This is a genomic window from Amycolatopsis sp. NBC_00345 (genome assembly GCF_036116635.1).
Lineage (GTDB): Bacteria > Actinomycetota > Actinomycetes > Mycobacteriales > Pseudonocardiaceae > Amycolatopsis.
This window is the reverse complement of sequence record NZ_CP107995.1, coordinates 9,136,490-9,160,754: the sequence shown is the minus strand read 5'-3', so window position 1 is coordinate 9,160,754 and position 24,265 is coordinate 9,136,490. Positions and strand designations below refer to the sequence as shown.

The 24,265-nt window shown below is 71.5% G+C and carries 25 protein-coding genes; 9 read left to right on the top strand and 16 right to left on the bottom strand.

Annotated elements, in window-relative coordinates:
* The first annotated feature begins 4 nt into the window (after positions 1 to 4).
* From OG943_RS41785 to OG943_RS41770, 4 genes are all read left to right on the top strand, one after another.
* On the top strand, positions 5 to 1,150 hold the full coding sequence (locus tag OG943_RS41785) for an amidohydrolase family protein (RefSeq protein WP_328606394.1): 1,146 nt from the start codon (positions 5 to 7) through the stop codon (positions 1,148 to 1,150).
* Positions 1,151 to 1,253: 103 nt separating this feature from the next.
* A complete protein-coding gene (locus tag OG943_RS41780; RefSeq protein ID WP_328606393.1) occupies positions 1,254 to 1,865 on the top strand; it encodes a TetR/AcrR family transcriptional regulator in 612 nt (203 codons plus the stop codon).
* Position 1,866: 1 nt separating this feature from the next.
* Positions 1,867 to 3,531, top strand: coding sequence for an FAD-binding dehydrogenase (locus OG943_RS41775; RefSeq protein ID WP_328606392.1), 1,665 nt, complete (start codon positions 1,867 to 1,869; stop codon positions 3,529 to 3,531).
* Positions 3,528 to 4,271 carry an alpha/beta fold hydrolase gene (locus OG943_RS41770; RefSeq protein ID WP_328606391.1) on the top strand — a complete coding sequence of 248 codons (744 nt, stop codon included), beginning with the start codon at positions 3,528 to 3,530 and terminating at the stop codon, positions 4,269 to 4,271. Before OG943_RS41775 ends, OG943_RS41770 begins: the two co-directional genes overlap by 4 nt.
* A 25-nt stretch (positions 4,272 to 4,296) precedes the next feature.
* Here OG943_RS41770 and hisS read toward each other — a convergent pair whose 3' ends face one another.
* The 12 genes from hisS to OG943_RS41710 all read right to left on the bottom strand — a co-directional run bounded on the left by hisS (position 4,297) and on the right by OG943_RS41710 (position 16,667).
* Positions 4,297 to 5,589 (bottom strand): histidine--tRNA ligase, encoded by a 1,293-nt coding sequence (gene hisS, locus OG943_RS41765; protein ID WP_328606390.1) that lies wholly within the window; start codon positions 5,587 to 5,589, stop codon positions 4,297 to 4,299.
* Between the two features lie 36 nt (positions 5,590 to 5,625).
* The gene (locus OG943_RS41760) at positions 5,626 to 6,009 is read right to left on the bottom strand and encodes a hypothetical protein (protein WP_328606389.1); all 384 of its coding nucleotides are present in this window, start codon (positions 6,007 to 6,009) and stop codon (positions 5,626 to 5,628) included.
* Between the two features lie 91 nt (positions 6,010 to 6,100).
* Positions 6,101 to 7,303: a sensor histidine kinase gene (locus OG943_RS41755; protein ID WP_328606388.1), complete on the bottom strand. Its 1,203-nt coding sequence runs from the start codon at positions 7,301 to 7,303 to the stop codon at positions 6,101 to 6,103.
* Between the two features lie 13 nt (positions 7,304 to 7,316).
* Positions 7,317 to 7,964 (bottom strand): response regulator transcription factor, encoded by a 648-nt coding sequence (locus OG943_RS41750; protein WP_328612307.1) that lies wholly within the window; start codon positions 7,962 to 7,964, stop codon positions 7,317 to 7,319.
* 93 nt (positions 7,965 to 8,057) lie between these two features.
* On the bottom strand, positions 8,058 to 9,338 hold the full coding sequence (locus OG943_RS41745) for a cation:proton antiporter (protein ID WP_328606387.1): 1,281 nt from the start codon (positions 9,336 to 9,338) through the stop codon (positions 8,058 to 8,060).
* Entirely contained in the window at positions 9,335 to 10,798 is a 1,464-nt protein-coding gene (locus OG943_RS41740; RefSeq protein ID WP_442874644.1) for a cytochrome P450, read from the bottom strand. The genes OG943_RS41745 and OG943_RS41740 overlap by 4 nt, the downstream gene beginning before the upstream one ends.
* Positions 10,795 to 11,838 carry an alpha-hydroxy acid oxidase gene (locus OG943_RS41735; RefSeq protein ID WP_328612305.1) on the bottom strand — a complete coding sequence of 348 codons (1,044 nt, stop codon included), beginning with the start codon at positions 11,836 to 11,838 and terminating at the stop codon, positions 10,795 to 10,797. Before OG943_RS41735 ends, OG943_RS41740 begins: the two co-directional genes overlap by 4 nt.
* A 2-nt stretch (positions 11,839 to 11,840) precedes the next feature.
* Positions 11,841 to 13,391, bottom strand: coding sequence for an NAD(P)-binding domain-containing protein (locus OG943_RS41730; RefSeq protein ID WP_328606386.1), 1,551 nt, complete (start codon positions 13,389 to 13,391; stop codon positions 11,841 to 11,843).
* A gap of 184 nt (positions 13,392 to 13,575) precedes the next feature.
* The gene (locus tag OG943_RS41725; protein WP_328606385.1) at positions 13,576 to 14,577 is read right to left on the bottom strand and encodes an aldo/keto reductase; all 1,002 of its coding nucleotides are present in this window, start codon (positions 14,575 to 14,577) and stop codon (positions 13,576 to 13,578) included.
* A 28-nt stretch (positions 14,578 to 14,605) separates the two neighbouring features.
* Positions 14,606 to 15,586, bottom strand: a complete 981-nt coding sequence (locus OG943_RS41720; RefSeq protein WP_328606384.1) for an aldo/keto reductase — start codon at positions 15,584 to 15,586, stop codon at positions 14,606 to 14,608.
* On the bottom strand, positions 15,583 to 15,984 hold the full coding sequence (locus tag OG943_RS41715) for a MerR family transcriptional regulator (RefSeq protein WP_328606383.1): 402 nt from the start codon (positions 15,982 to 15,984) through the stop codon (positions 15,583 to 15,585). Before OG943_RS41715 ends, OG943_RS41720 begins: the two co-directional genes overlap by 4 nt.
* 56 nt (positions 15,985 to 16,040) lie before the next feature.
* Positions 16,041 to 16,667, bottom strand: coding sequence for a TetR/AcrR family transcriptional regulator (locus OG943_RS41710; protein ID WP_328606382.1), 627 nt, complete (start codon positions 16,665 to 16,667; stop codon positions 16,041 to 16,043).
* 127 nt (positions 16,668 to 16,794) lie between these two features.
* Here OG943_RS41710 and OG943_RS41705 point away from each other — a divergent pair, with 127 nt between their 5' ends.
* On the top strand, positions 16,795 to 17,688 hold the full coding sequence (locus OG943_RS41705; protein WP_328606381.1) for an esterase/lipase family protein: 894 nt from the start codon (positions 16,795 to 16,797) through the stop codon (positions 17,686 to 17,688).
* 38 nt (positions 17,689 to 17,726) lie between these two features.
* Complete coding sequence (locus OG943_RS41700) at positions 17,727 to 18,323, top strand: TetR/AcrR family transcriptional regulator (RefSeq protein ID WP_328606380.1); 597 nt, start codon at positions 17,727 to 17,729, stop codon at positions 18,321 to 18,323.
* Here OG943_RS41700 and OG943_RS41695 read toward each other — a convergent pair.
* The 4 genes from OG943_RS41695 to OG943_RS41680 all read right to left on the bottom strand — a co-directional run bounded on the left by OG943_RS41695 (position 18,310) and on the right by OG943_RS41680 (position 21,324).
* Complete coding sequence (locus tag OG943_RS41695; protein WP_328606379.1) at positions 18,310 to 19,563, bottom strand: hypothetical protein; 1,254 nt, start codon at positions 19,561 to 19,563, stop codon at positions 18,310 to 18,312. The genes OG943_RS41700 and OG943_RS41695 overlap by 14 nt on opposite strands.
* Positions 19,560 to 20,099 (bottom strand): RNA polymerase sigma factor, encoded by a 540-nt coding sequence (locus OG943_RS41690; protein ID WP_328606378.1) that lies wholly within the window; start codon positions 20,097 to 20,099, stop codon positions 19,560 to 19,562. The genes OG943_RS41695 and OG943_RS41690 overlap by 4 nt, the downstream gene beginning before the upstream one ends.
* A gap of 63 nt (positions 20,100 to 20,162) precedes the next feature.
* Positions 20,163 to 20,786 carry a uracil phosphoribosyltransferase gene (gene upp / locus OG943_RS41685; RefSeq protein WP_328606377.1) on the bottom strand — a complete coding sequence of 208 codons (624 nt, stop codon included), beginning with the start codon at positions 20,784 to 20,786 and terminating at the stop codon, positions 20,163 to 20,165.
* Positions 20,787 to 20,886: 100 nt separating this feature from the next.
* The gene (locus OG943_RS41680) at positions 20,887 to 21,324 is read right to left on the bottom strand and encodes a protein-tyrosine phosphatase family protein (RefSeq protein WP_328606376.1); all 438 of its coding nucleotides are present in this window, start codon (positions 21,322 to 21,324) and stop codon (positions 20,887 to 20,889) included.
* Positions 21,325 to 21,432: 108 nt separating this feature from the next.
* Here OG943_RS41680 and OG943_RS41675 point away from each other — a divergent pair, with 108 nt between their 5' ends.
* The 3 genes from OG943_RS41675 to deoC are packed head-to-tail and all read left to right on the top strand — an operon-like array spanning position 21,433 to position 24,264.
* Complete coding sequence (locus OG943_RS41675; RefSeq protein WP_328612304.1) at positions 21,433 to 22,047, top strand: DUF1707 SHOCT-like domain-containing protein; 615 nt, start codon at positions 21,433 to 21,435, stop codon at positions 22,045 to 22,047.
* Between the two features lie 25 nt (positions 22,048 to 22,072).
* Positions 22,073 to 23,266: a serine hydrolase domain-containing protein gene (locus OG943_RS41670; protein WP_328606375.1), complete on the top strand. Its 1,194-nt coding sequence runs from the start codon at positions 22,073 to 22,075 to the stop codon at positions 23,264 to 23,266.
* 23 nt (positions 23,267 to 23,289) lie between these two features.
* Positions 23,290 to 24,264 carry a deoxyribose-phosphate aldolase gene (deoC, locus tag OG943_RS41665; protein ID WP_328606374.1) on the top strand — a complete coding sequence of 325 codons (975 nt, stop codon included), beginning with the start codon at positions 23,290 to 23,292 and terminating at the stop codon, positions 24,262 to 24,264.
* Position 24,265 lies beyond the last annotated feature (1 nt).

Genomic DNA, 24,265 nt, shown 5'->3' with positions numbered 1-24,265 from the left:
GACTGTGGACACCCTGATCACCGCGGACCGCGTGCTGCCCCGGCCGAACACCCCGCTGGAGCACGGCGCGGTGCTGGTCCGCGACGGCGAGATCGTCGCCGTGGGCCGCCGTGACGACGTGGCGCCGCTGGCGATCGACCCGGTGACCCGTGACTTCCCCGGCGGGACCGTGCTCGCCGGGCTGTTCAACGTCCACGTGCACCTGTCGTTCGACGCGAGCCCGGAGATGCTGCCGAACTTCCTGGCCGCGGACGAGGAAACCCTGGCCGACGGCGCGCGCGACCGGCTGACGCAGCTCCTCCGCAGCGGGGTCACGACCGTCCGCGACCTCGGCGGCCGCACCGTCTCGAAGCCCGGCGTCGGCCCGCGGCTGCTGGCGTCCGGCCCGCCGTTGACCGTCCCGGAGGGCCACTGCCACTTCTTCGGCGGCGCGGTGTCCGGGGACAACGAGATCCGCGCGCTGGTCGACGCCAACGCCGCGGCCGGCGCCGACGTGATCAAGGTGATGGCCAGCGGCGGCCAGATCACCGAGGGCGGCGCGGACATGTGGGAATCGCAGTTCGACTCGGCCGCGCTGCGGGTCGTCGTCGAGCAGGCGGCCCGGCACGGCCTGCCGGTGGCCGCGCACGCGCACGGCGCGGACGCGATCGCGGACTGCGCGGACGCGGGCGTCGCGACGATCGAGCACTGCACCTTCATGACCGGGCCGGGGCAGACGGACCTGCGGCCGGACGTCGCCCGGCGGATGGCCGCGGCGAACATCTCCGCCTGCTCCACCAGCAGCCGCAACTGGCGGATGATGGCCGAGCGGATGGGCGAGGAAGTGAGCAGGCGCGTCTACGGCCGGCTGCCCTGGCTCGAAGAGCACGGCGTCCGCCTGATCGCGGGCACCGACGCGGGCCTGCGCGGCTCGGTCTTCGACGACCCGGTCGGCGCGCTGGAGCTGTACGAGTGGCTCGGCTTCTCGCGCCGCCGCATCCTGGAGATCTCGACGGAGGACAGCGCCGCGGGCCTCGGCCTGGGCGGCGTCACCGGCCGCCTGGAGGCCGGGCTGGCCGCGGACGTCCTGGTCGTCGACGGTGATCCCCTCGCCGACCTCGACGCACTGCGGCACCCGCTGCTGGTCATGGCGGAGGGCCGCATCGCCTGACCCCTCGTGAGTGTTTATGACGGTTCTAACCGTCATAAACACTCACGAGGCCTTTCGATACGCCAGTGTATTGAGTACGTTGGCGTATCGAAAGGGGCTCACCATGACCACTCGGGTACCCCGGCGCCGGACCGAGACCCGGCGACGGCTGCTGGACGCCGCCCTCGAAGTGTTCGCCGAAGAGGGCTTCGGACGGTCCACTGTGGAGCAGATCTGCGAGCGCGCGGGGTACACGCGCGGCGCGTTCTACTCGAACTTCGCCTCGCTGGACGAGCTTTTCCTGGCCATGTGGGAGCAGCGGTCCGCGGCGATGATCGACGGGCTGCGGGCGGCGTTCGACGAGGCGGGCGCGGACGACGTCACCGATGTGCGCGCCGCCGTCGAGCTGCTGCTGCCGGCGATCCCGGTGGACGACGCCTGGTACCGGGTCAGCGCCGAATTCACCGCGCACGCCCTGCGCAATCCGGGCCTGCGGCGGATGATGACGGCGCGTGAGGACGCGATCGTCGAGGCGCTGATGCCGTTGCTCGAACGCCTGCTCGCGCGGGCCGGGCGGACCGTGCCCGACCGCGCCGCGCTGGGCCAGGCACTGATCGCGGCCCACGACGGCACCACCGTGCAGTGCCTGATGGAACCGGACGACCCCGTGGTGTGGCAGCGCCGCACCGACCTCGCCGTGCACGTCGTGACGGCTTACAGCACCCCAGGAGTGTGAAATGACCTTCGAACCGGACGTCATCGTGGTCGGGGCGGGCCTCGCCGGGCTCGTCGCGACGCACGAGCTGGTCAAGGCGGGCCGCCGGGTGCTCGTGCTGGACCAGGAGAACCGCGCCAACCTCGGCGGCCAGGCGTTCTGGTCGCTGGGCGGGCTGATGTTCGTCGACAGCCCCGAGCAGCGCCGGCTCGGTGTGAAGGACTCCTACGAACTCGCGTTGCGCGACTGGCTCGACTCCGCGGGCTTCGACCGTGAGGACGAGGACCACTGGGCGCGGAAGTGGGCCGAGGCGTACGTGCGCTTCGCCACCACCGAGAAGCGCCAGTACCTGCGTGACCTGGGCCTGCGCGTGACGCCGATGGTCGGCTGGGCCGAGCGCGGCGGCGGCACGGCGGGCGGGCACGGCAACTCCGTGCCGCGGTTCCACCTCACCTGGGGCACCGGCCCCGAGGTGGTGCGGGTGTTCGCCGAGCCCGTCCTCGACGGCGAGCGGCGCGGGCTGGTCCAGTTCGCGTTCCGGCACCAGGTGGACGAGCTGGTCGTCGAAGACGGCGCGGCGGTCGGCGTCCGCGGCACGGTGCTGGTGCCGTCCGACGAGGAGCGCGGCCGGAAGTCGTCGCGCGAGAAGGCGGGCGAGTTCGAGCTGCGGGCGAAGGCGGTGCTGGTCAGCTCGGGCGGCATCGGCCACAACCACGAGCTGGTCCGGCGCAACTGGCCGGTCGAGCGGCTGGGCCCGGTGCCCGCCACGATGATCCCCGGCGTGCCGGCCCATGTGGACGGTCGCATGATCGCGATCACCGAGACGGCCGGCGCGAACGTGGTGAACCGCGACCGGATGTGGCACTACACCGAGGGAATCCACAACTGGGACCCGATCTGGCCGAACCACGCGATCCGGATCATCCCCGGCCCGTCGTCACTCTGGTTCGACGCCACCGGGCAGCGCCTGCCCGCGCCGAACTTCCCCGGCTTCGACACCAACGGGTCGCTGAAGACGATCCTCGCCACCGGCCACGACTACTCGTGGTTCGTGCTGACGCAGACGATCCTGGAGAAGGAGTTCATGCTGTCGGGCTCGGAGCAGAACCCGGACATCACCGGCAAGGACCTCAAGCTGACGCTGACCGCCCGCGCGGCCAAGGGCGCGCCGGGGCCGGTCGACGCGTTCAAGCGCCATGGCGTGGACTTCGTTGTCGCGCAGGATGTTCCCGCACTCGTCGACGGGATGAACAAGCTCTCGCGCGGGCCGCGGATCGACGCCGCGGAGCTGGAGAGCCAGATCGTGGCCCGGGATCTGGAGGTCGGGAACCCGTACTCGAAGGACCTGCAGCTGATGGCCGTCGCGAACGCGCGCCGGTTCATCGGCGACCGGGTGGCGCGGGTGGTCAAGCCGCACCGTTTCCTCGACCCCGCGCACGGGCCGTTGATCGCCGTCCGGCTGAACATCCTGACCCGCAAGACCCTCGGCGGCGTCCAGACCACTTTGGACTCCCAGGCGGTCCGCGCCGACGGCTCGGCGTTCCCCGGCCTGTACGCCGCGGGTGAGGTCGCGGGCTTCGGCGGCGGTGGCGTCCACGGTTACAACGCACTGGAGGGCACTTTCCTGGGCGGCTGCATCTTCTCCGGCCGCGCCGCGGGCCGGGCGATGGCCCGGGCCGTGGAATGACGGCGCCGCTGCACGTCCGCGAGGACGGACCGTCGGACGCGCCGGTTGTGTTGCTGGTGCACGGGTTCAGCGGCTCGCTGCGCTCGTACGACCGGCTCGTCCCGCTGCTCGCCGAGGACTACCGCGTGGTGCGCGTCGACCTGCGCGGCCACGGTTCGACGGGCGGGCATACCGGCCTCGATGCGCTCTCGCAGGCCTCGGCGGTGGCGAACGTGTTGGAGGTACTCGGTTGTTCGGCGGTCACGGCCGTCGGGCACTCCTTCGGCGCCGACGTGGTGCTGGCGCTGGCCGAGCGGACGGGCCTGGTCGAGCGGGTGGTCGTGATCGGGCAGGCGCCGGACTACAGCTACGCGACGTTCCCGCCGGGCCACGGCCTGCTCCCGTTGGTCGGCGGCCCGCTGCGGTTACTCGCGGCCAGCCCGTTTCTGCGGCGATTCGACCTCGTGGCGGACTTCGCCGTGAGCAGTCCCGCCATGGACCGCACCGTCCTGGTCGACCGGCGGCGCGTCCTCGCGGCCCGGCCGCTGGACGTCCAATTGCGTGAGCTGGGCCTGCCCGCGCTGGTGATCCTCGGTGCCCGCGACAGCTTGTACGACTGCGCGAAAACCGCGACCCGTTACGCGGCGGCGGGGGCTCGGGTGGAAGTGGTGGCGAATGCGGGGCACTCCGTGGCGAGTACCCGGCCGGCGGAAGTCGCGTTGCTGCTGAGGAAACTGCTCGTGAGTGGCTATGACGGTTAGAACCGTCATAGCCACTCACGAGCCTTTAGTGGTCGAGCAACGCGGAAACCACGGCCGGCACCTCCGCCAGCGCGACCTGCTGCTGTTCGCGAGTGGCAAGGCCCCGGACAGTAACGTTTCCCGCCGCCCAGTCCTCCTGGCCGACGATGACCACGGCGGCCGCCCCGGACTTGTCGGCGCGGGTCAGTTCCTTGCCCAGCTTGCGCGGCTCCAGCGGGGTGGACGTGCGCAGGCCCGCGCGGCGCAGCGACGTCGCGACCTCGCGCGCCGCGTCGCCCAGCTCCTCGGTCACCGGGATCACCACGACGTCGACCTCGCTGCGCGGGGACGGCGTGAGGCCGTGCGTGCTGAGGAAGTCCATCAGCGTCACGTCGCCCATGCCGAAGCCGATGCCGGGGATCTGCTCCTTGGTGAACAGCGACGCGAGGTCGCTGTACCGGCCGCCGCCGAACAGGGCGCGGCGGTTCTGCGGCGAGGTGTCGAAGACCTCGAACACGGTGGACGTGTAGTAGGCCAGCCCGCGCACGATCATCGGCTCGAAGCGCACCAGGCTCGCGGCGCTGCTGGACAGCACGCGCACCAGGTTCGAGTTCTCCTTGACCTCGGCGGGCAGCTCGTCGAGCAGCGCCGGGCCCGCGGCGAGCGTCTCGGTCAGCTTCTCGAACTGCTTGTCCGCGAGCCCGATCTCCGCCGCGCTCGCGGCAAGGTCGTCGGCCGCCGTCTTCTCCCAGCGGTCCACCAGCGCGAACACCTGCGGCAGCTGCTCGGCGCTGACGCCGACGACGTCGGTGAGCGCCGAGGAGAGCAGGTTCCGGTCGTTCACGCGCACCGCGAACATGTCCGGCGACGCACCGAGCGCGCCCATCAGGTCGTGGATCAGCTCGAACATCTCGATCTCGCAGTTCGCGCTGTCCGAGCCGAAGATGTCCGCGTTGATCTGCCAGTGCTCACGCACGCGGCCGCGCTGCGGGCGCTCGTAGCGGTGGCAGTTCGGGTGGCTGTACCAGCGCACCGGGAACGAGAGCGACTTCGCGTTGCCCGCGATCATCCGCGCCACCGACGGCGTCATCTCCGGGCGCAGCGCCAGCCGCTCGCCGCCCCGCGTGGTCAGCGTGTACAGCTGCTGGTCGGCGATCTCCTGGCCGGACTTCCGCTCGTAGACCTCGGCCTGCTCCAGCACCGGGCCGTCGTAGCGGAGGAAGCCGTAGCTCTCCAGCACCTCGTAGAGATGGCCGAACACCTGCGTGCGGACGGACATTTCGGCGGGGAGGAAGTCTCGGGTCCCCTTGACAGGCGCGGTCGACAGGTATTCAGGCACGTCATCAAGCTTAACGACCGGGTGCGAGCGCGTTCTTCAGGGGAACGCGACGCCGTACGCCGTGATCAGCATCGAGGCGCCCAGCAGCACGGCGCCGGCCGTGGTCACCCGCATCCCGACCTTGGTCTTCAGCATGGCCAGGAAGAACCCGCCGGACTGCGCCAGCACCCCGAAGAGCAGCAGCAGGCAGACGACCCACCGCGCGGAGTCGCCGAGCCCGCCGCGGTCGAGTACTTGCAACGCCGCGAGCACGAGGACCAGCAGCACCCCGGCGTGCGCGTGGCCGGCGCGGAACATCCCGCGCTGGGCGTCGGTGAGGTCGCCGCGGCGGAGCACGCCCATCAGCGCGTACCCGCCGTACATCACGGTCGGCAGCGAGACCAGGGCGATCACGGTGAACAGCTGAACGGGGCCGTGCATGGTCATCATCCTCCAGGTCGACTGGCGACAACCGTAACACTGTTTTGAAACACTGTCACGAAACTCCCGTGCGCAGAGCCAGGCCGGACGGCTAGCGAGCAGCGCGGGTGAAACGCAGGGTGAAAGTCGCGCCCACGCCCGGCGCTCCGGCGGCCGCGATGGTGCCGCCGTGGCCGGTGACGACCTCGTGGACCAAGGCGAGACCCAAGCCGAAACGGCGCCCCTCGCCGCTGGTGCCGTGGGCGAAGCGCTCGAACAGGCGCTCCGCGTCACGCTGGGCGAACCCCGTTCCCGTGTCCTGCACGCGGAGTTCCACGTGCCGGTCGTCCGGGTTGGCCAGGGTCACCTCGATCGAACCGCCCGGCGGGGTGTGGCCGATGGCGTTGTCCAGCAGCGCCGAGAGCACGCGGCGCAACGCCGTGGGCACCCCCGGGACGACGTCGGCCAGCCCCGGGGAACGGTGCACGCAGATGTGCACCCGGCGGTCGCCCGCGCGGACGGCCTCGGCGGCCACCGCCTGCTCCGCCAGCAGGCCCAGCTCCACCGGCTCCAGCGACGGGCGCTCGCACCCCGCCTGCGCCGACAGCAGCAGGTCTTCCACCACCTCGCCCAGCTCGCGGGTGCCGTCGACCAGCGTGTCCAGCTCGGCCGGGGATACCGGCGCCGACGAACCGCGCGCCCGGCGGGCCAGCAGTTGGGTACGGGTGTGCAGCCGCGTCAACGGCGCGCGCAGCTCGTGCGACGCGTCCGCCACGAACGTCCGCTGCCGCCGCAGCGCCTCGCCCAGCGGCCGGATCGCGCGGCCCGCCAGCAGGTAACCGCTGACGACGGCCGCCAGCAGCACCACCAGCTCCGCCACGGCCAGCCCGAACACCAGCTGCTCGCGGTCCATGATCAGGTAGTACTCGTCCATGAACGCCTGCGACACCTGCCCGCCGCGGTTCACCGTGCGCATCATGTACGTCCCGCCGCCGAGCGAGCGCTCCTCCGTGACGACGTCGCCGTCGTTCGGCACCGATGCGGGCGGCGGCACGGCGAACGGCATCGGCCCGGACGGCACGTGGCCGGCGGGCGTCACCAGGTAGACGCAGCCCGGCGGCGTCACCGACAGGCCGCGAGCCAGCGTGGTGTTCAGCGTGCGGTCGACCTCGTCGTTCTGTCCGCGCAGCAGCACCCAGTACGAGATCCCGCCCGCCGCCAGCACCACCAGCGTGATCACCACGGCGATCTGGCCCGCGATCGTCCGCCGAGCGCGCCGCAGCGCCCGCGTCTCCGGATCGACCACCGCCGTCACATCACCACCGCCGTCACATGGCCCCGATCTGGTAACCGAGGCCGTGCACGGTCTTCACCACGTCCCGGCCCAGCTTGCGCCGCAGGTAGTACACGTATGTGTCCACTATGGACTCCCCCGTCGAGTCGGCGAACACGTTGGTGCGCAGCGCGGCGCGCGGGTGGATCGACTTCGGCCGCTGCGCCAGCGTGCGCAGCAGCTCGAACTCGCGCCCGGACAGCGTCACGCGCTCGCCGCGCGCCAGCACCACCTCGTGGCGCAGCAGGTCCAGCGCCGCCGTGCCGAGCGGGATCGACTCCGCGCCGTCGAGGTCACGACGGCAGAGCGCCCGCAGGCGCGCGAGCAGTTCGTCGGTCTCGAACGGCTTCACCAGGTAGTCGTCGGCGCCCGCGTCGAGGCCGTTCACGCGGTCGGCCAGCTCGCCCAGCGCCGAGAGCACCAGCACCCGCGCCGTGACGGCCTTGCGCCGCAGCCCGGCGAGCACGGCCAAGCCGTCCATCACCGGCAGCCGCCGGTCGAGGACGATCACGTCGTAGTGCCCGGTGAGCCCGAGGTGCAGGCCGCGCTGACCGTCGTGCGCCTGGTCGGTGTCGTAACCCTCCTCGCGGAGCAGCTCGGCGAGCATCCCGGCCAGTTCACGGTCGTCCTCGACCAGGAGCACCCGGGCCGGAGCCTGGGATTCCACCTCATCGTGCACATACCCATACTGGCAGTGATTCGCCAGATTGAACCCTCAACTTTCGTCGGTAATCGGTCATGATCGGGCCGGTTGTGCCGAAAGGAGGAATTCCGGCAGCTCCTGGCCCGCGTACCGGCGCGCGTCGCGGCGGTCCAGCCAGCTCAGGAGCGGCGCGGTCATGATCGTGGTGACCAGCGCGACGAGCACCAGCACCGTGAACAGCGCCGGCGACACGATCCCGGCCTGCAGCCCGACGTTCAGCGCGATCAGCTGCATCAGCCCCCGCGCGTTCACGAGCACGCCCACGCGCAACGCGATCGGCTGCGGCTCCCCCGCCAGCCGCGCGGCGCCCCACGAAGCGCCGAGCTTCCCGATCACCGCGACCACGACGACCACCACCGCGTACGCCAGCAGGCTCGGGTCCGCCAGCAGCGCGAACCGGGTGTTCAGGCCGGAGTAGGTGAAGAACAGCGGCAGGAACACGATCCGCCCGATCGGCATGAACTTCGCGATCACGGCGTCGGACGCCTCGCCCCGCGGGAACGCGATGCCGAGGACAAACGCGCCGAACACCGCGTACAGCCCGATCACGTCGGTGAACCACGCGGAGGCGAACAGGAGCACCGCCGTGACGAGCAGCCGGTGGTCGTCGCTCAACCGCGGGCTGGCCATCGTCTTCGCCAGCACGCGGCGCACGACCAGCCAGATCAGCAGCGCGAACAGGACCCCGCCGCCGACGGCCGTCACGACCGGCCCGGTCGAGCCCGCGTGCATGCCGAGCACCACGGCGAGCAGGACCCACGCGAGCACGTCGTCGAGCGCGCCGCAGGCCAGCGCCAGCGAGCCGAACCGGGTGCGGCCGAGACCGCGCTCGGTGATGATCCGCGCGAGCATCGGGAACGCCGTGATGGCGATCGCCACCCCGACGAAGGCGGCCGAGACCGCGGGCGACACCCCGGGCTTGAGGATGCCGACCCAGCTCGCGCCCAGCACGCTCACCCCGACGCCCAGCACGAGCGGGACCACCGTGCCGGCCGCCGAAACCGAAACGACGGACTTCACCGAGCCCTTGATCGTGCCGACGCGGAACTCGTAACCCGCGCCGAACATGTAGATCACGAGCCCGATCTGGCCGCCCAGGTACAGCAGCATCCGCACGGTGTCGGGGAACAGCGCGGCCTGCACGCCGGGCAGCACGAGCCCGAGCAGCGACGGCCCGAGCAGCACGCCGGAGACCATTTCGCCGACCACGGGCGGCTGCCCGATCTTCACCGCCAGCGCACCGACCAGCCGGCACACCGCGAGGATCACGACCACCGCGAGGAAAAACGCGGGCGCGGCCTGGGTCGGGGTCATCCCTCGCCTCCGTAACTCTCGAAGTACTTGGCGCACAAGCGTTTGTGCCGGGCGTCGAGCACCATGTAGGTGCCGAACACGAGCTGGGCCAGGCTGCGCCACACGTCTTCCCAGCGGTCGCGGGCGGCGAGGCTCGCCAGCGCCGCGCTCGACGGGGCACGCGAGCCGCGCGGGGTGAGGATCACCGGGCCGCGGTTGGGGATCGAGCGGGTGTGGGCGGCGCTCGACGCCAGCGAGAACCGGCGCAGGACCTCCCGTGTGACCACGCGCATCGTCAGCGGGGCCAGGCCGCGGGCCGGGCACGCGCGGTTCTGCGCCACGCCGAACGGCAGGAAGTTGGCGTCCTTCTTCGCCGGCACCGGCGCGACCGCGGTGCGGACCGGGAACCCGGCGGACGCCACGGGGACACTCGCTTCCGGCTGCGTCTTCAAGGGCTGCGTGTTCAAGGGCTGCGGGTTCAACGGCTGTGGGTTCCAGCGCTCGGGGTCGAACTCGTCCGGCCGCTCGAAGCCGGCGTGGTGGAAGTCCGGGTAGCTGAACAGCAGCACGGTGCCCGCGTCGATCTTCGTGTGGTCCAGCTCGATGTCGTCGGTGGCGATGCGGTGGGCGATGCCGAACAGCGGGTACGTGCGCAGGCCCTCGTCGATCACGCGGTCCAGGTACTCGTCGTCGTCCGGGTCCGCGGCGAGCCGCGCCTGCACGTCCGGGTGCTGCGCGATGATCATCAGCAGGTGCGCCATCGCCTCGGACATCTGCACCACGGCGGTGTTGAAGAAGGTGCCCTGCAGGTAGAAAACCTGCTCCTCGGGGGTGAGCCGCGACGGCATGGTGTGCGGCACGTCCGCCAGGCGGCGGCGCAGGTACGCGGTCAGCCGCGCGCGGCGTCGCATGTTCCGCGGCCGCACGCACTTCAGCGCCGACACCACGTCGTCCGCGTGCCCGACGATCAGGTCCCGCGCCTCGGCTGGGCACGGCTCGCCGAACACCAGCTCGTAGTACAGCTCGGCCCAGATCGGCATCATCTCGTCGCGCAGCCGGATCGTCCGGCCGTCGCCGGCTTCCAGCCCGTCCAGCACGCGCGCGGCGCAGCGGCGGGTCAGCTCCTCCGACTCCGCCTTGGTCTTGACCAGGATCTGGCGGGTGGTCTTGGCGACCTCGTCGTACCGCGGCCCGGCCTCCAGGTGCTCCTGGTGCACCTGCGGACCGGGCGCGAGCCAGTACCAGAACAGGTCCGACAGCGCGGCGCCCTTGCTCCGCCCGCCGGCCGCCGGGTCGGCGTACACCCGCCGGAAGTCCTCGACCCCGACACGCTCGCCCGGGATCGGCAGGCCTTCCTCGCCGTTGACCAGCGCGAAGATCTTCATCCGCAACGCCACCACCCGGCCCGGCAGCCAGCGGGGCAGCGTCACCGCGAGACCGGCGAGCCCGGCGAGCAGCACCCGCACCAGGAACCGCTTCATCGGACGAGGTCCGCGGTCAGCTCGGCCGGTGTCCTCGCCCCGCACAGCGCGAGTGTGTGGTCCAGCTCGTCCCGCAGTCGTTCCAGCACTTCCGCCACTCCTTCCCGGCCCGCCGCGGCGAGGCCCCACAGCACCGGCCGCCCGATCCCGACGGCGTCGGCGCCCAGCGCCAGCGCCTTCACCACGTCCGTGCCACGCCGCACGCCGCCGTCCAGCACCAGCGGGATCGCGCCGCCGACGGCCGCGGCCAGCTCGGGCAACGCGTCCAAAGTGGACACCGCCGTGTCCAGCTGGCGGCCGCCGTGGTTCGAGACCACCAGCCCGTCGACCCCGGCGGCGACGGCCAACCGCGCGTCTTCGGGATGCAGGACTCCCTTGAGCAGCACCGGAAGCGACGTCGTCTCCCGCAGCCAGGCGATGTGCTCCCAGGACAGCTCGGCCGACATCTCGATGTCGCGCACCCGCCCGGAGCCGTCCCGCATGTTCTCCACGACCAGCTCCGGCGGCAGGTCGTGGAAGCCGTTGCGGTGGTCCCGCTCGCGCCGGCCGTACACCGGCGAGTCGACGGTCACCACCAGCGCCCGCACGCCCGCGCGCTCGGCGCGGCGCACCACAGACCCGGTGAACTCCAGGTCCGGCTGCAGGTACAGCTGGAACCACAGCGCCGGATCGGGCACGACGGCCCGGGCCGCGGCCGCGATGTCCTCGATCGCCGTGGTCGCGGCCATGCTCACCACCAGCACCGTGCCGGCGGCGGCCACCGCCTCGGCCGTGGCGCGCTCGCCGTCCGGGTGCGCCAGCCGGTGGAACGCCGTCGGCGAAACCAGGACGGGCATCGACAGCGGCGAACCGGCGATTTCGACCGCCAGGTCCCGTTTTCCCCCGCCGCGCAGCACCCGCGGCACGAGCGAGCGCCGGCCGAACGCCTCTTCGTTGGCGCGCAGGGTCAGCTCGTCTCCCGCCGCGCCCGCGAAGAAGTCGTAGTGCGCCGGTTCGAGCCGCTCGCGTGCCGCGGCCTCGAACTCCGCGATCGTGCGCATGGTCAAGCCAGCTGCTTCGTGAGGAACGCCGTGAGCGCGTCCACGTGCACCTCGCGGTTCCACTCGTTCTCGAGGTTCTCCGTGACGTGGTGGGTCGCGACCAGCTCGCCGTGCCGGTAGTGCCGGACGATGGGGTGCAGGTAGTGGCCCTCGCCGGTGTCGTTGGCGACGTCCTGGCTCGCGCGCTTGACGGTGAAGTCGAACGGGTCCACCTTGTCGTGGTCCGGCCCGTAGTCGAGGGTGATCACAAACGCGTTCTCGACGTCCGGCGAGCGCTCGGCGACCCGCGCCACCGGCACCTCCTCGTAGTACCGCGCCTGCCCGCGCTCGAGCGTCAGCACGTCGGCCAGGAAGCCGAACTGCTGGTACAGCGCGGAACTGCGGTTGATCCGGGTGATCACGGCGTCGACGAGGTCGCCGATGTCGGTCTTCAGCACCGTGTGCGGCCACTCGCGGCCGTGGTAGCGCTCCTCGAAGACCTTCGACAGCGCGCGCACGCCGTAGCGGAAGCCGTGGATGAACGCGCTGGTCGCCTTCTTGAAGTCGCGGACCTGCGTGATCGTGCCGGCGAAGTACAGCCCGGGCACGTTCACCGACTCCCAGGACGAGGTCTGCGCCGGGAACCGGCCGTTGATGGTCAGCTCCGGACGGCAGTCCGCGTCGAAGATCGAGGCGTCGAACCGGAAGCCGGTGCAGGCGATCACCCGGTCGTAGCGCAGTTCCTTGATCACCTCTTCGGCGCGGTAGAAGGCGAACTTCACGTGGTAGCCGTCTTCGCGCTTGGTGATCTCGCGGACGTCGCCGTCGAGGATCGCGTGCTGCAGCTTGAGCTGGTACATGTCCAGCACACCGGCGTTGAACGCGCGCAGGTGGCCGACGAAGTGCGTGCGCCAGGCGAGCTTCACCGGCCGCGGCCCCGCGACGTGCAGCACCGCGGCGTGCGCGTTGAGGCTGTCGGCGGTCTCGAACGCCGAGTTCCCCTTGCCCAGCACCAGAACGCGCTGGTTGGTGAACTGCGCCGGATCGGTGTCGAAGTCGGCGTACTGGTCGACCAGCTCCATCCCCGGGACGTCCGGGACGTACGCCTTGGTCACGCCCGTGGCCACGATCAGCCGGCGCGCGGTGAAGGCGGTGCCGGCCTCGTCCGTCGCCACGAAGTTCCCGTCGGCGCGGCTGATCCGGGCCACCCGGGTGTCGTACCGGACGGCGATCTTGTGCTTCGCCGCGTAGTCCGCGGTGTAGCGCAGCAGGGCCTCGGCCGGCGGGAACATCTCCGCGCTGTAGTCGGTGAACAGCAGCGGCTCGGGGTCGCCCGCGGCCAGCAGCGAGTTCCAGTCCATCCGGAGGTTCAGCTCCGGGTCGGTCCAGCCGGTGTACTTCTTGTTGACCGAGATCAGCGTGCGGTGCCGCGGGAACGTGCGGAAGAACGTCGCGGGCGCCGAGCCCGCTTCGAGTACCAGGTAGCTGTGCCCCGCCCGGTCGAGCTGCTGGCCGAGCTGCAGGCCCGCGGGCCCCGCGCCGACCACCAGATAGTCCAGAACGTCCTCCGACACGTAAGCCTCCTGCGTCCGATCCCGATCACCCGATCGGCGACAGCCTGGACCGGAGATCTCAGAAAAGGCTCAGAGACGCCCTGAAGGCCACCTTGAGGGACGCAGATGCCCTCAAGGTGGCCTTCAGGGACGCAGATGCCCTGAAGGTGGCCTTCAGGGCATCAGAACGCCGGGGTGCGGGAGATCAGCGCGAGAGCAGCCGCAGGGCGGCTTCGGGGTAGCGGGCGCCCGCCACCGCGTCGGCCGGGAACGCGGCCTCGATCGCCTGAACGTCCTCAGTGGACAGTTCCAGCGCGACGGACGCGACGTTCTCCTCCAGGTACTTCCGCCGCTTGGTGCCCGGGATCGCGACGACGTCGTCGCCCTTCGCCTGCACCCAGGCCAGCGCGAGCTGCCCCGCCGTCACGCCCTTCTCCGCCGCCAGCGTGCGCAGCGCTTCGACGATGGCGACGTTCTTCTCGAGGTTGCCTTCAGCGAACCGCGGCTGAGTCGTCATCCGGAAGTCGCCCTTGCCGAAGTCCTCCTTCGAGGCGAACCGGCCGGTCAGGAAGCCGCGGCCGAGCGGCGAGTACGGCACCAGGCCGATGCCCAGCTCACGGCACACCGGCACCACGGCCTCCTCGATCTCGCGCGACCACAGCGACCACTCCGTCTGCACGGCGCTGATCGGGTGCACGGCGTGCGCCCGGCGGATGGTCTCCGCGCCCGCCTCCGACAGCCCGAGGTGGCGGACCTTGCCTTCCCGCACCAGCTCGGCCATCGCGCCCACGGTGTCCTCGATCGGCACCTCCGGGTCGACCCGGTGCTGGTAGTACAGGTCGATGTGGTCGGTGTTCAACCGCCGCAACGACTTCTCGACAGCCCCGCGCACGTACTCCGCGTCGCCGCGCACACCCCGCACGCTCGGGTCCTCCCGGTCGCGCACGATGCCGAACTTCGTGGCCAGCACCACCTGGTCGCGCCGGTCCGCGATGGCCCGGCCGACCAGCTCTTCGTTGTGCCCGATGCCGTACATGTCGGCGGTGTCGAGCAGGGTGACGCCCAGCTCCAGCGCGCGGTGGATGGTGGCCGTCGACTCGGCGTCGTCGCCCTCGCCGTAGAACTCGCTCATGCCCATGCAGCCGAGGCCCTGCGCGCCGACTTCCAGCCCGCCGAGCTTGCGGGTGGGCAGCGTCGGTCCAGTCATGATTTCTCCCCTGTGGTACGGAAAACCGTTACTTCCCGGCAGCGCGCGCGAGCCGCTCGGGGTAACGCGCCCCGGCGACGGCGCTCTGCGGGGCCGCCCGCTCGATCGCGGCAATGTCCTCTTCGGACAGCTCCAGCCCGGCCGCCGCGACGTTCTCCTCCAGGTACTTCCGCCGCTTGGTGCCCGGGATCGGGACGACGTCGTCACCCTGGGCCTGCACCCAGGCCAGCGCGAGCTGCCCGGCGGTCACGCCCTTCTCCGCCGCCAGCGCCCGCAGCGCCTCCACGATGGCCATGTTCCGCTCGAAGTTCCCCTCGGCGAAACGCGGCATGGTGCGGCGCATGTCGTCCTCGGGCAGGTCCTTGAGCGAGGTCACCTGGCCGGTGAGGAACCCGCGGCCCAGCGGTGAGAACGGCACCAGGCCGATGCCCAGCTCACGGCAGGTGCCGAGGATCTCGTCCTCGATCCCGCGCGTCCACAGCGACCACTCGCTCTGCAGCGCCGTCACCGGGTGCACGGCGTGCGCGCGCCGGATCGTCGCGGCACTGGCCTCGGAAATCCCCGCATACCGGATCTTCCCGGCCTGCACGAGCTCCGCGAGCGCGCCCCAGGTCTCTTCGATCGGCACGTCCGGGTCGACCCGGTGCTGGTAGTAGAGGTCGATGTGGTCGACCCCGAGGCGTTGCAGGGACTCGTCGCAGCTCTGCTTCACGTACGCCGCGTCGCCGCGCGCGGTCATGCCGTCCTCGGTCCAGACGATGCCGAACTTCGTCGCGAGCACCACCTGGTCGCGCCGGTCCGCGATCGCGCGGCCGACCAGCTCCTCGTTCACGCCCGCGCCGTAGACGTTGGCGGTGTCCAGCAGGGTCACGCCCAGCTCGAGCGCGCGGTGGACGGTGGCGATCGACTCCTCGTCGTTGTCGCGCACGCCGTAGGCCTGGCTCATGCCCATGCAGCCGAGGCCCTGTGCGCTGACTTCCAGCTCGCCGAGCTTCCTCTTGCTGATCACGCGGAGATCTCCTCCATGGCCGGCCGCTGGCCCAGTGCCTTGCGGTCGATCTGGTCGTAGTGGCTGATCTTGTAGTCGAGGATGTCCAGGCAGCCCTGGAGCTCGGCGATCCGGTCGGCCACCGACTGGCGCTGCTCGACCAGGATCGCCTTGCGCCGCCCGGCGCTGGCCACCCCGTGGCGGCGCAGCGAGGCGTATTCACGCATGCTCTTGATGGGCATGCCGGTGAGCCGGAGCTTGGTGAGGAACTCCAGCCAGCTCAGGTCTTCGTCCGAGTACGCGCGCCGCCCGGCGCCGTCGCGGGCCGGCGGGTCGACGAGCTTGATCCGCTCGTAGTACCGGAGGGTGTCGATGGACAGGCCGCTACGTCGTGCGGCTTCCGCTATCGAGTAGCTCATGCGCTCGACAGTACGACCTGGAGTGCACTCCAGGTCAAATCATCGATCGGGGCACTTCAGCCGGTCAGGGCGGCCGAGATCCGGGCCAGTTCGTCGACGACGTCCTCCAGCGGCGCCCGGTCCCCGGCGGCGCACCAGTCCTGCAGCAGGCCGTTGACCGCGCCGATGTAGGCGCTCGCGGCCAGGCGGTAGTCGCGGCCGGGGATCTCGCCGGCGGCGACGCCCGCGCGGAGCAGGTCGCGGATCAACCCGGCCCAGCGCGAGCGGGTGGCCATCCGGTGCGCCTCGACCGCGGGATTCACTCCGATGATCTCCACGTACGCGACCCGCGCGCGGCGTAGGTCGGTCGCGGTACTCAGCGCGTACGCGGTCAGCGCGACCCGGATCCGCGTGGCCAGTGGTTGGCCATCGGCCCCGGCCAGCGCGTCGGCCACCGCGGCCGTCGCCTCGGCGTTGACCTGGTCGTACACCGCGATCAGGAGGGCCTCACGGCCGGCGAACTCCTCGTAGTACTGGCGCGTGGACAGGTTCGCCGCGCGGCAGACCCGCCCGACGGTGGACGTCGCGTAACCCGCCGTCCCGAACAGCTCCAGTCCCGCGGCCATCAGGCGGTCCCGCCGCTCGGCGCGGCGTTCGGTGGCGGTGCGGCCGGCGTAGCGGCCACGGGGTCCGGGCTGGGTCACAGCGTCACCCTAGGCGGTGGATCGATCCACCTACTACCGCGTCTTGCCCCCGCGCACCAGGAGGGCTACCTTCCGTGGTCAAGTCTGAAACACGAGTTATTCAGATAATGGCTTTTGGAGGCCGCAGATGTCCTCGAAGCATTTCCGCCGCTGGTTCCCCGCAGTCCTCGCGGCGATCTCCCTGACCGCGCTCGCCGCCCCAGCCGGCGCGGCAACGAGTTATCCGGTGACACCGAACCTGTACGCCGGGATCGCACAGTCCTTGAAGGACCCGTCGGCGCCGCCCGCGGGCGTCAACGTGGCTTCGTGCGAGCCCAGCGCCGCGCACCCGCGCCCGGTCGTGCTGATCACCGGCACGTTCGGGAACATGACCGACGACTGGGCCGGCCTCGGCCCGACGCTCGCCAACGCCGGTTACTGCGTTTACAGCACGCCGATCGGCGGCAGCCCGAAATCGGTGGTGCAGACCATCGGGCGGGTGCCGGAATCCGCGAAGCAGATCAGTTCGTTCGTCGACCAGGTCCGGACGGAAACCGGGGCGGCGCAGGTGGACCTCGTCGGCCATTCGCAGGGCGGGCTGATCGGCGAGTACTACCTGAAGCTGCTCGGCGGGGCGGCGAAGGTGCACAGCTTCGTCGGCCTGTCGCCGACCACCCACGGCACCACCCTCGACGGCCTGGCCTACCTGGCCAAGGCGTTCCCCGGCGGCGAGGCGCTGGTCGGCGTCGCGTGCCCGGCCTGCGCCGACCAGATCGTCGGCTCCCCGGTGGTGCGCGCCGTCGGCGACGGCCCGATCGCCCAGTCCGATGTGGACTACACGGTGATCGAGACGCGTAACGAGTCCGTGGTCACCCCGGCCGGCTCCGCGTTCATCGACGAGCCCGGCGTGCACAACCTGTGGGTGCAGGACACCTGCCCGGCCGACCAGGCGAGCCACGGAGAACTCAGCTATTCGAAGACGGTGTACGGCCTCGTCGGCAACGCGCTCGACCCCGCGCACGCGCAGCCGGTGAGCTGCTGACCGCTGCATCCGTAACACTGTCGCGTTACGGTGGGTGCATGCCCCGTCCCCGTACGCACGACGAAGCACTCCGCCTGAAACTGCTCGACCGGGCCGGCGAGCTGATCTCGGCCGACGGCCCCCGGGCGCTCTCCCTGCGCAAGCTCGCGGCCGACGCGGGCACGTCCACCACCGCCGTCTACTCGCTGTTCGGAAGTAAGCCCGACCTGGTCAACGCCCTGTACGTGGAGGGCTTCCGCCGGTTCGGCGAGCGGCTGGCGGCGGTGGAGCGCACGGGCGACGCCGTGGAGGATCTGGTCCGCCTCGGCGTCGCCTACCGCGCCAGCGCGCAGGCCGACCCGCACCTGTACGCGATCATGTTCACCCGCTCCGTGCCCGGCTTCGAGCCCAACGACGAGGCCGACCGCTTCGCCCGCGCCACCCTGCGGCCGTTGGAGGAGATCGCCGCCGACGGCGTGGCGTCCGGGCAGTTCGCGGACGTCGCGCCGGAGGTGATCACGATCGGCGCGTGGGGCGTCGTCCACGGACTGGTCTCCCTCGAACTGGCCGGGAACCTGCCGGAGGGGTTCACCGTGAGCGGCGCGTACGAACAGGCGTTGCGCGCCAACGCTTCGGGCTGGCTCAGAACAGCTTGAGCGAGGACTGAAGCACCAGACTGCCTGCGGCGTCGTAAGCCTTCACCGTGGTCCGCGCGTCGACGACAGTCGACGAATCGTCGGCATCGGAGTACCAGACGGCGAAGGTCCCGTGCGCCACCACCGCGTCTTTCGGCTGCCCGCCGGGAAAAGTGACCGACATCTTGGTCACGTTCTCCGGTACGGCCGCCGCGACGACCAGCTGCTCGGGGGTGCCCGTGTCTTTGACCGGCGCCAGCACCGGAAGCAGCGTGGCCACTCCGTCGCCGGGCTTCAGCTCGCCAGGCGAGACCTCCGGATTCAGCCCGTAGTAGACCGCCCCGGCCTGGCCCGGGTCCGGGCGCGCCGAGCACACGAGCACCCGCTGCCCCAGCCGCGCGACGACCAGTTTGCGGCCATTCCAGCTGAGGTAGGCACCCGCCACGTACGCGTCGCGGTCCGGGACCTGCTGCTGGGCACCAGCGAGGCACTGGCCGAGGAACCGGCCGGCCTCGGACGTCCGCTCCGCGGGCGCCGGCCGGTCGACCACGGTGGCGAGCGGCGCCGGTGCCGCCGGAAGGTCCGCGAGCTGTTCGGTGTTCGACGGCCCGATGGCCAGCGGCACGGCCGGGCCGGCGTCGGTGAACGCCGCGAACTGCCGGGACAGCGGCGAAAGGCCGGTGGTGTTGATGCCGGACGGCAGCAGGTTCGCCTCGCGGGCCGTCGCCCGCACGCCCGGCCACTCCGGGTCCGCGAGGCCCGCGATCAGGCCATCGGTCGTGCGCAGAAGCAGCTCGGCCTTCGTGCCGGGCACCGGGACGGGGGCGGCCGCCGGGTTCGAGACGGTCACCGAGGTCAGCGTCGCCTCGCAGAAGAGCGGCCGGTCCCCAGCCATCACCGCGACCACCACCGCGTCGCCGTGCTTCACCGTGAACAGGGGCGTCCAGTCCCGCCGGTCGGCGACGACGGCGCCACCGGACTTCGCGGCGGCCCAGCACCGGTCGAGGGACTTGGCCGCGAGGCCCAGGTCCAGCTGCGCCCCGCCGGCCGGTGGGGCGGGCGACGGTCCGGACGAGTCGTCCCGCAAGACTCCGGTCGCGAAGACCGCGCCCGCGGCGAGCAGGACCACGGCCGCGGCCGCGAGCCAGACCGGACGGCGGTGGTGGCGTTCCGGCTGATCGAGCCCGGCGCGGAACCGCAGGCGGATGCGATCGCGCGCCTCGGGCGGCAGTTCGCGGCGTGGGGGGAGGTCGTAGGTCATTTCTCCTCCAGGAGGGCACGCAGGTGGGCCCGCGCCCGGGACAGGTGCGAGCGGACGGTGACCTCCGCGACCTCGAGCAGCGCCGCCGCGTCGGCGATCGCCACGTCGCCCAGCAGGCACAGCTCCACGACCTGGCGCTGCGCCTTCGGCAGCCCCCGCACGGCGGCGAGGACCTCGCGCAGGCGCGCCTCGCCGTCGAGCTGGCCGGCCACGGCGTCGGCGTGGTCGGAAACCGTGGCCGGCTCGGGAATCCGGTGCAGCAGCCGCAGCCGGCGATGCGCGCCGCGGTACTCGGTCCGCGCGAGATTGCCGACGACCGTGTAGAGCCAGGGCAACGCGCTGTCGCGCACCAGCTTCAGCTCGGCACGCTTGCGCCACGCGATCAGGAACGTGTCGGACGTCAGGTCCTCGGCCAGCGACCACGAGCCGGTCAGCCGGTACGCGTGGTTCCACACGGCTTGCACGTGGCGCTCGAACAGCTCACCGAACGCCCGCTCGTCGCCGTCCGCGGCCCGGCCGAAGAGCTCGGCGTCCACGGTTCCCCCTTGGATGGTCACATCGGGAAGTGGCCGGCTCCGGGGAAAGTGTTGTGAACCCGCTCAGACGGCGCCGTACTGCCGGTCCCCCGCGTCGCCGAGGCCGGGCACGATGAAACCGGAGTCGTTGAGGCGCTCGTCGATGCTCGCGGTCACCACGCGGACCGGGAGGCCGGTCTGCTCCAGGTGCGCCAGGCCTTCCGGGGCGGCCAGCGCGCAGATGGCCGTGACGTCCGTGGCGCCGCGGCCGGTCAGCAGGCGGATCGTGTACTCCATCGAGCCCCCGGTGGCCAGCATCGGGTCGAGGACCAGCACGGGCCGATCGGCGAGCGACTCCGGCAGCGACTCCAGGTACGGCGTCGGCTGCAGGGTCTCCTCGTTGCGCGCCAGGCCGACGAAGCCCATCTGCGCGTCGGGGATCAGCCGGTGCGCCTCGTCGGCCATGCCGAGTCCCGCGCGCAGCACCGGGACCAGCAGCGGCGGGCTCGCCAGCCGGTACCCCTCCGTGCGAGCGACGGGCGTGTGGATCCGCTCCGCGCGCACCGGGACGTCGCGCGTGGCTTCGTACACGAGCATCACGGTCAGCTCGTGCAGCGCGGCCCGGAACGCGGCGCTGTCCGTACGCGCGTCGCGCATCGTGGAGAGGCGGGCCTTGGCCAGCGGGTGATCGACGACGTGCACATCCATGCCGCACAACTTAGCTGGCAGACCGCGCCCGCGACCCGCCGGAAGTCCGTCAAGGCCTCCTTACCCGCGTCGCACGCGGGTAAGGAGGCCTTGACGGCAGTTACTCCGCGAACCAGCGCACCCACCGCCGTTGCCAGGCCGTCTCCACCGCACGGTGGTGGTGGTTCTCCCGCACCCACGCGACGGCCTCGTCCGGGGTCAGGCCGGACACGGTGGCCAGGCAGGCCAGCACCGTGCCGGTCCGGCCGACCCCGCCGTAACAGGCCACTTCCACGGCCTCGCCCGCCAGCGCGCGGGAGTGCAACCCCAGGATCCGGCGCCGGGCCCCGGCCCAGTCCAGGGGTAACAGGAAGTCCGGCCAGTGGATCCAGTCGTGGTCCCAGCCGAGCCCGCCGTCGTACTTGCGGCGCAGGCGGTGCGAGCCGAGGTAGAGGCCGTAATCCGGGTCCGGGCCTCCGGGTTTCGGGCGGCCGAGGCCGCGGCCGCGCAGTTCAGCGCCGTCCGGCAGCACGAGAGTCCCCACCAGTGCGGATGCCATCGGCCCATTCTGACCCCATATCCGTCGTTCGACGGACGCCGGGCGCACCCGGCCAGGGCTAGGCTGCGCCGGGTGAGTCAAGACCCAGCCATTCCCGGCCCCGAGCAGATGCGGGCGTCCGACGCCGACCGCGAGCAGGTCGCGCAGGTTCTGCACCAGGCACTGTCCGAGGGCCGCATCACGATCACGGAACTCGAGGAGCGGCTGACCGCCGTCTACGCGGCGAAGACGGTGGGCGAGCTGAAACCGGCGACCGCCGACCTGCCGATCGGCAACCCGTCCACGGCGCTGCAGCCCGCCACCACCCGCGCGCTGGGCCTCCCGGACACCCGCGTCGGCGGCCACCCCGGCTCGAACCTGTCGATCGCCGTGATGTCCGGTGCCCAGCGCAAGGGCAGCTGGGTGCTGCCTTCGCAGCACACCAGCGTCGCGTTCTGGGGCGGCACCGAGATCGACCTGCGCGCCGCCCGTTTCTCGGAGAAGCACTCGACGATCACCGCCGTCGCGATCATGGGCGGCATCGAGATCACCGTGCCCGACGACATCAACGTCGAGGTCACCGGCATCGGCCTGATGGGCGGCTTCGTCCTGGAGGACCGCTCCGGCGCCCAGCCCGCGCCGCCGACCGCGCCGACCGTCACCGTCAACGGCCTCGCCTTCTGGGGCGGCGTGGTCGTCTACCGCAAGCCCGCCAAACGGGACCACCCGCAGATCGAGGGCTGAGCACAAACTTCCTGGGGGAAAACAAATGCGCTTGATCCACGTACTACTGAGCACCGTCACTGCCGCCGCGCTGGTTACCGCGGCCCCCGCCGATGCGTCGGTGGACCGCAGGCAAGCCGCCATGGACGCGGCCACCGCGGCCGGGATACCGGGCATGACCGCCGTGGCCCCGGACTGGCGCGGGTCCAGCGGACGGCTCGACCTCGAACGGCCGGGCAAGCCGGACCCGTCGGGGCAGTTCCGCGTCGGCAGCGTGTCCAAGACGTTCACCGCGACGCTGGTGCTCCAGCTCGTGGCCGAGCACCGCCTCTCGCTGGACGACGTGGTGCAGCAGCGGCTGCCCGGCCTGCTGCCCTACCCCGAGCCGATCACCGTGCACGAGCTGCTGCAGCACACCTCGGGCGTGCCGCGCGACCTGCCGCTCGCGTACACCTGGGCGACGCTGCCGGAAGTCGACACGGAGCGGTTCGAGCACTTCGACCCGGCCGAATCGGTGCGGCTGAGCACCACGCAGCCACTGCTGTTCGCGCCCGGCACCGGCTGGTCGTATTCCAATACCGGCTTCAACATCCTCGGCCTGCTGGTCGAGAAGGTCACCGGGAAGCCGCTGGCGAAGGTGCTCGACGAGCGGATCGCGCGGCCGCTGGGCCTGCACAGCACGTTCCTGCCCGGCGACTTCCCGTTCGTCCCGCGGCCCGCCGCGCACGGCTACGAGCAGGCGTACCCGGTGCCGCACCCGATCACCAACGTGACGACGTACAACTACTCGCGTTACCTCGGCGCCGGGCAGCTCGTCTCCAGCGGCCCGGACGTCAACCGGTTCCTCGACGCCCTGCTCGGCGGGCGGCTGCTGCCGGCCGCGCAGCTGGCCGAAATGCAGACGACCGTGCCCGCCGTCGACACCCCCACCGGCGTCAACCAGGGCTTCGCCTACGGCCTCGGCCTGATGAGCTTCGACCTCACCCCGATCTGCGGCACGCCGGTGAAGGTGTGGGGCCACGCCGGCGACGTGTTCGGGTACAACACGCTGGCGTTCAAGGACGCCGCCGGGCCACGGCAGATCACCACGGTCGCCACGCTGGACGTCACCGCGAACACCCGCCAGATGCTGCTGCGCCAGGTCCCGTTCGTGAACGAGTTCTGCGCCTTCACCCCGCCACCGGCCTCGGCACCGGCGGCGTCGGCCGCGTCGGCCCAGCTGTTCCGCTTCGCGGTCTGAAGGGCCCACCTACACTCACCCGTATGACAGCTACCACCAGCTCGTCAGCGGCGCCGGCCACCCCGGCGCCACTGGCGGACGTGACTCGCGACGAGGCGAGCCTGCGGCGGTTCCTCCACGGGCTGCCCGGCGTCGACCAGGTCGGTGTCGAGCAGCGCGCGGCGGGCCTGGCCACCCGCTCGATCAAGAAGGACGCCAAGCGCTGGGCGATCGACACCGCCATCTCCATGGTCGACCTGACCACGCTCGAGGGCGCCGACACCCGCGGCAAGGTCCGCGGGCTCGCGGCCAAGGCCGTGCGGCCGGACCCCGAGCGCCAGGACTGCCCGCGGGTGGCCGCGGTGTGCGTGTACCCGGACATGGTCGAGGCCGCCGTCGACGCGCTCGGCACCAGCGGGGTGCACGTGGCGAGCGTCGCCACCGGCTTCCCGTCCGGCCGCACGAGCCGCGAGGTGAAGCTGGCCGACACGCGGCTGGCCGTGGAAGCGGGCGCGCACGAGATCGACATGGTGATCGACCGCGGCGCGTTCCTCGAAGGCCGCTACCTGAGCGTGTTCGAGGAGATCCGCGCCATCAAGGCGGCCTGCGGCGAAGCCCACCTCAAGGTGATCCTCGAAACGGGCGAGCTGGCGACGTACGACAACGTCCGCCGCGCGTCCTGGCTGGCGCTGCTGGCCGGCGGCGACTTCATCAAGACCTCCACCGGCAAGGTCTCCCCCGCCGCGACGCTGCCCGTCACGCACGTGATGCTGCAGGCGGTGCACGACTGGCACGCGCAGACCGGCGAGCTGCGCGGCGTCAAGCCCGCGGGCGGCATCCGGACCACCAAGGACGCCATCAAGTACCTGGTGGCGGTGCACGAGGTGGCCGGTGAGGCGTGGCTGACCCCCGGCCTGTTCCGGTTCGGCGCCTCCAGCCTGCTCAACGACCTGCTGCTGCAGCGGCGCACCCAGGTGGACGGCCACTACAGCGGCCCCGACTACGTGACGGTGGACTGAC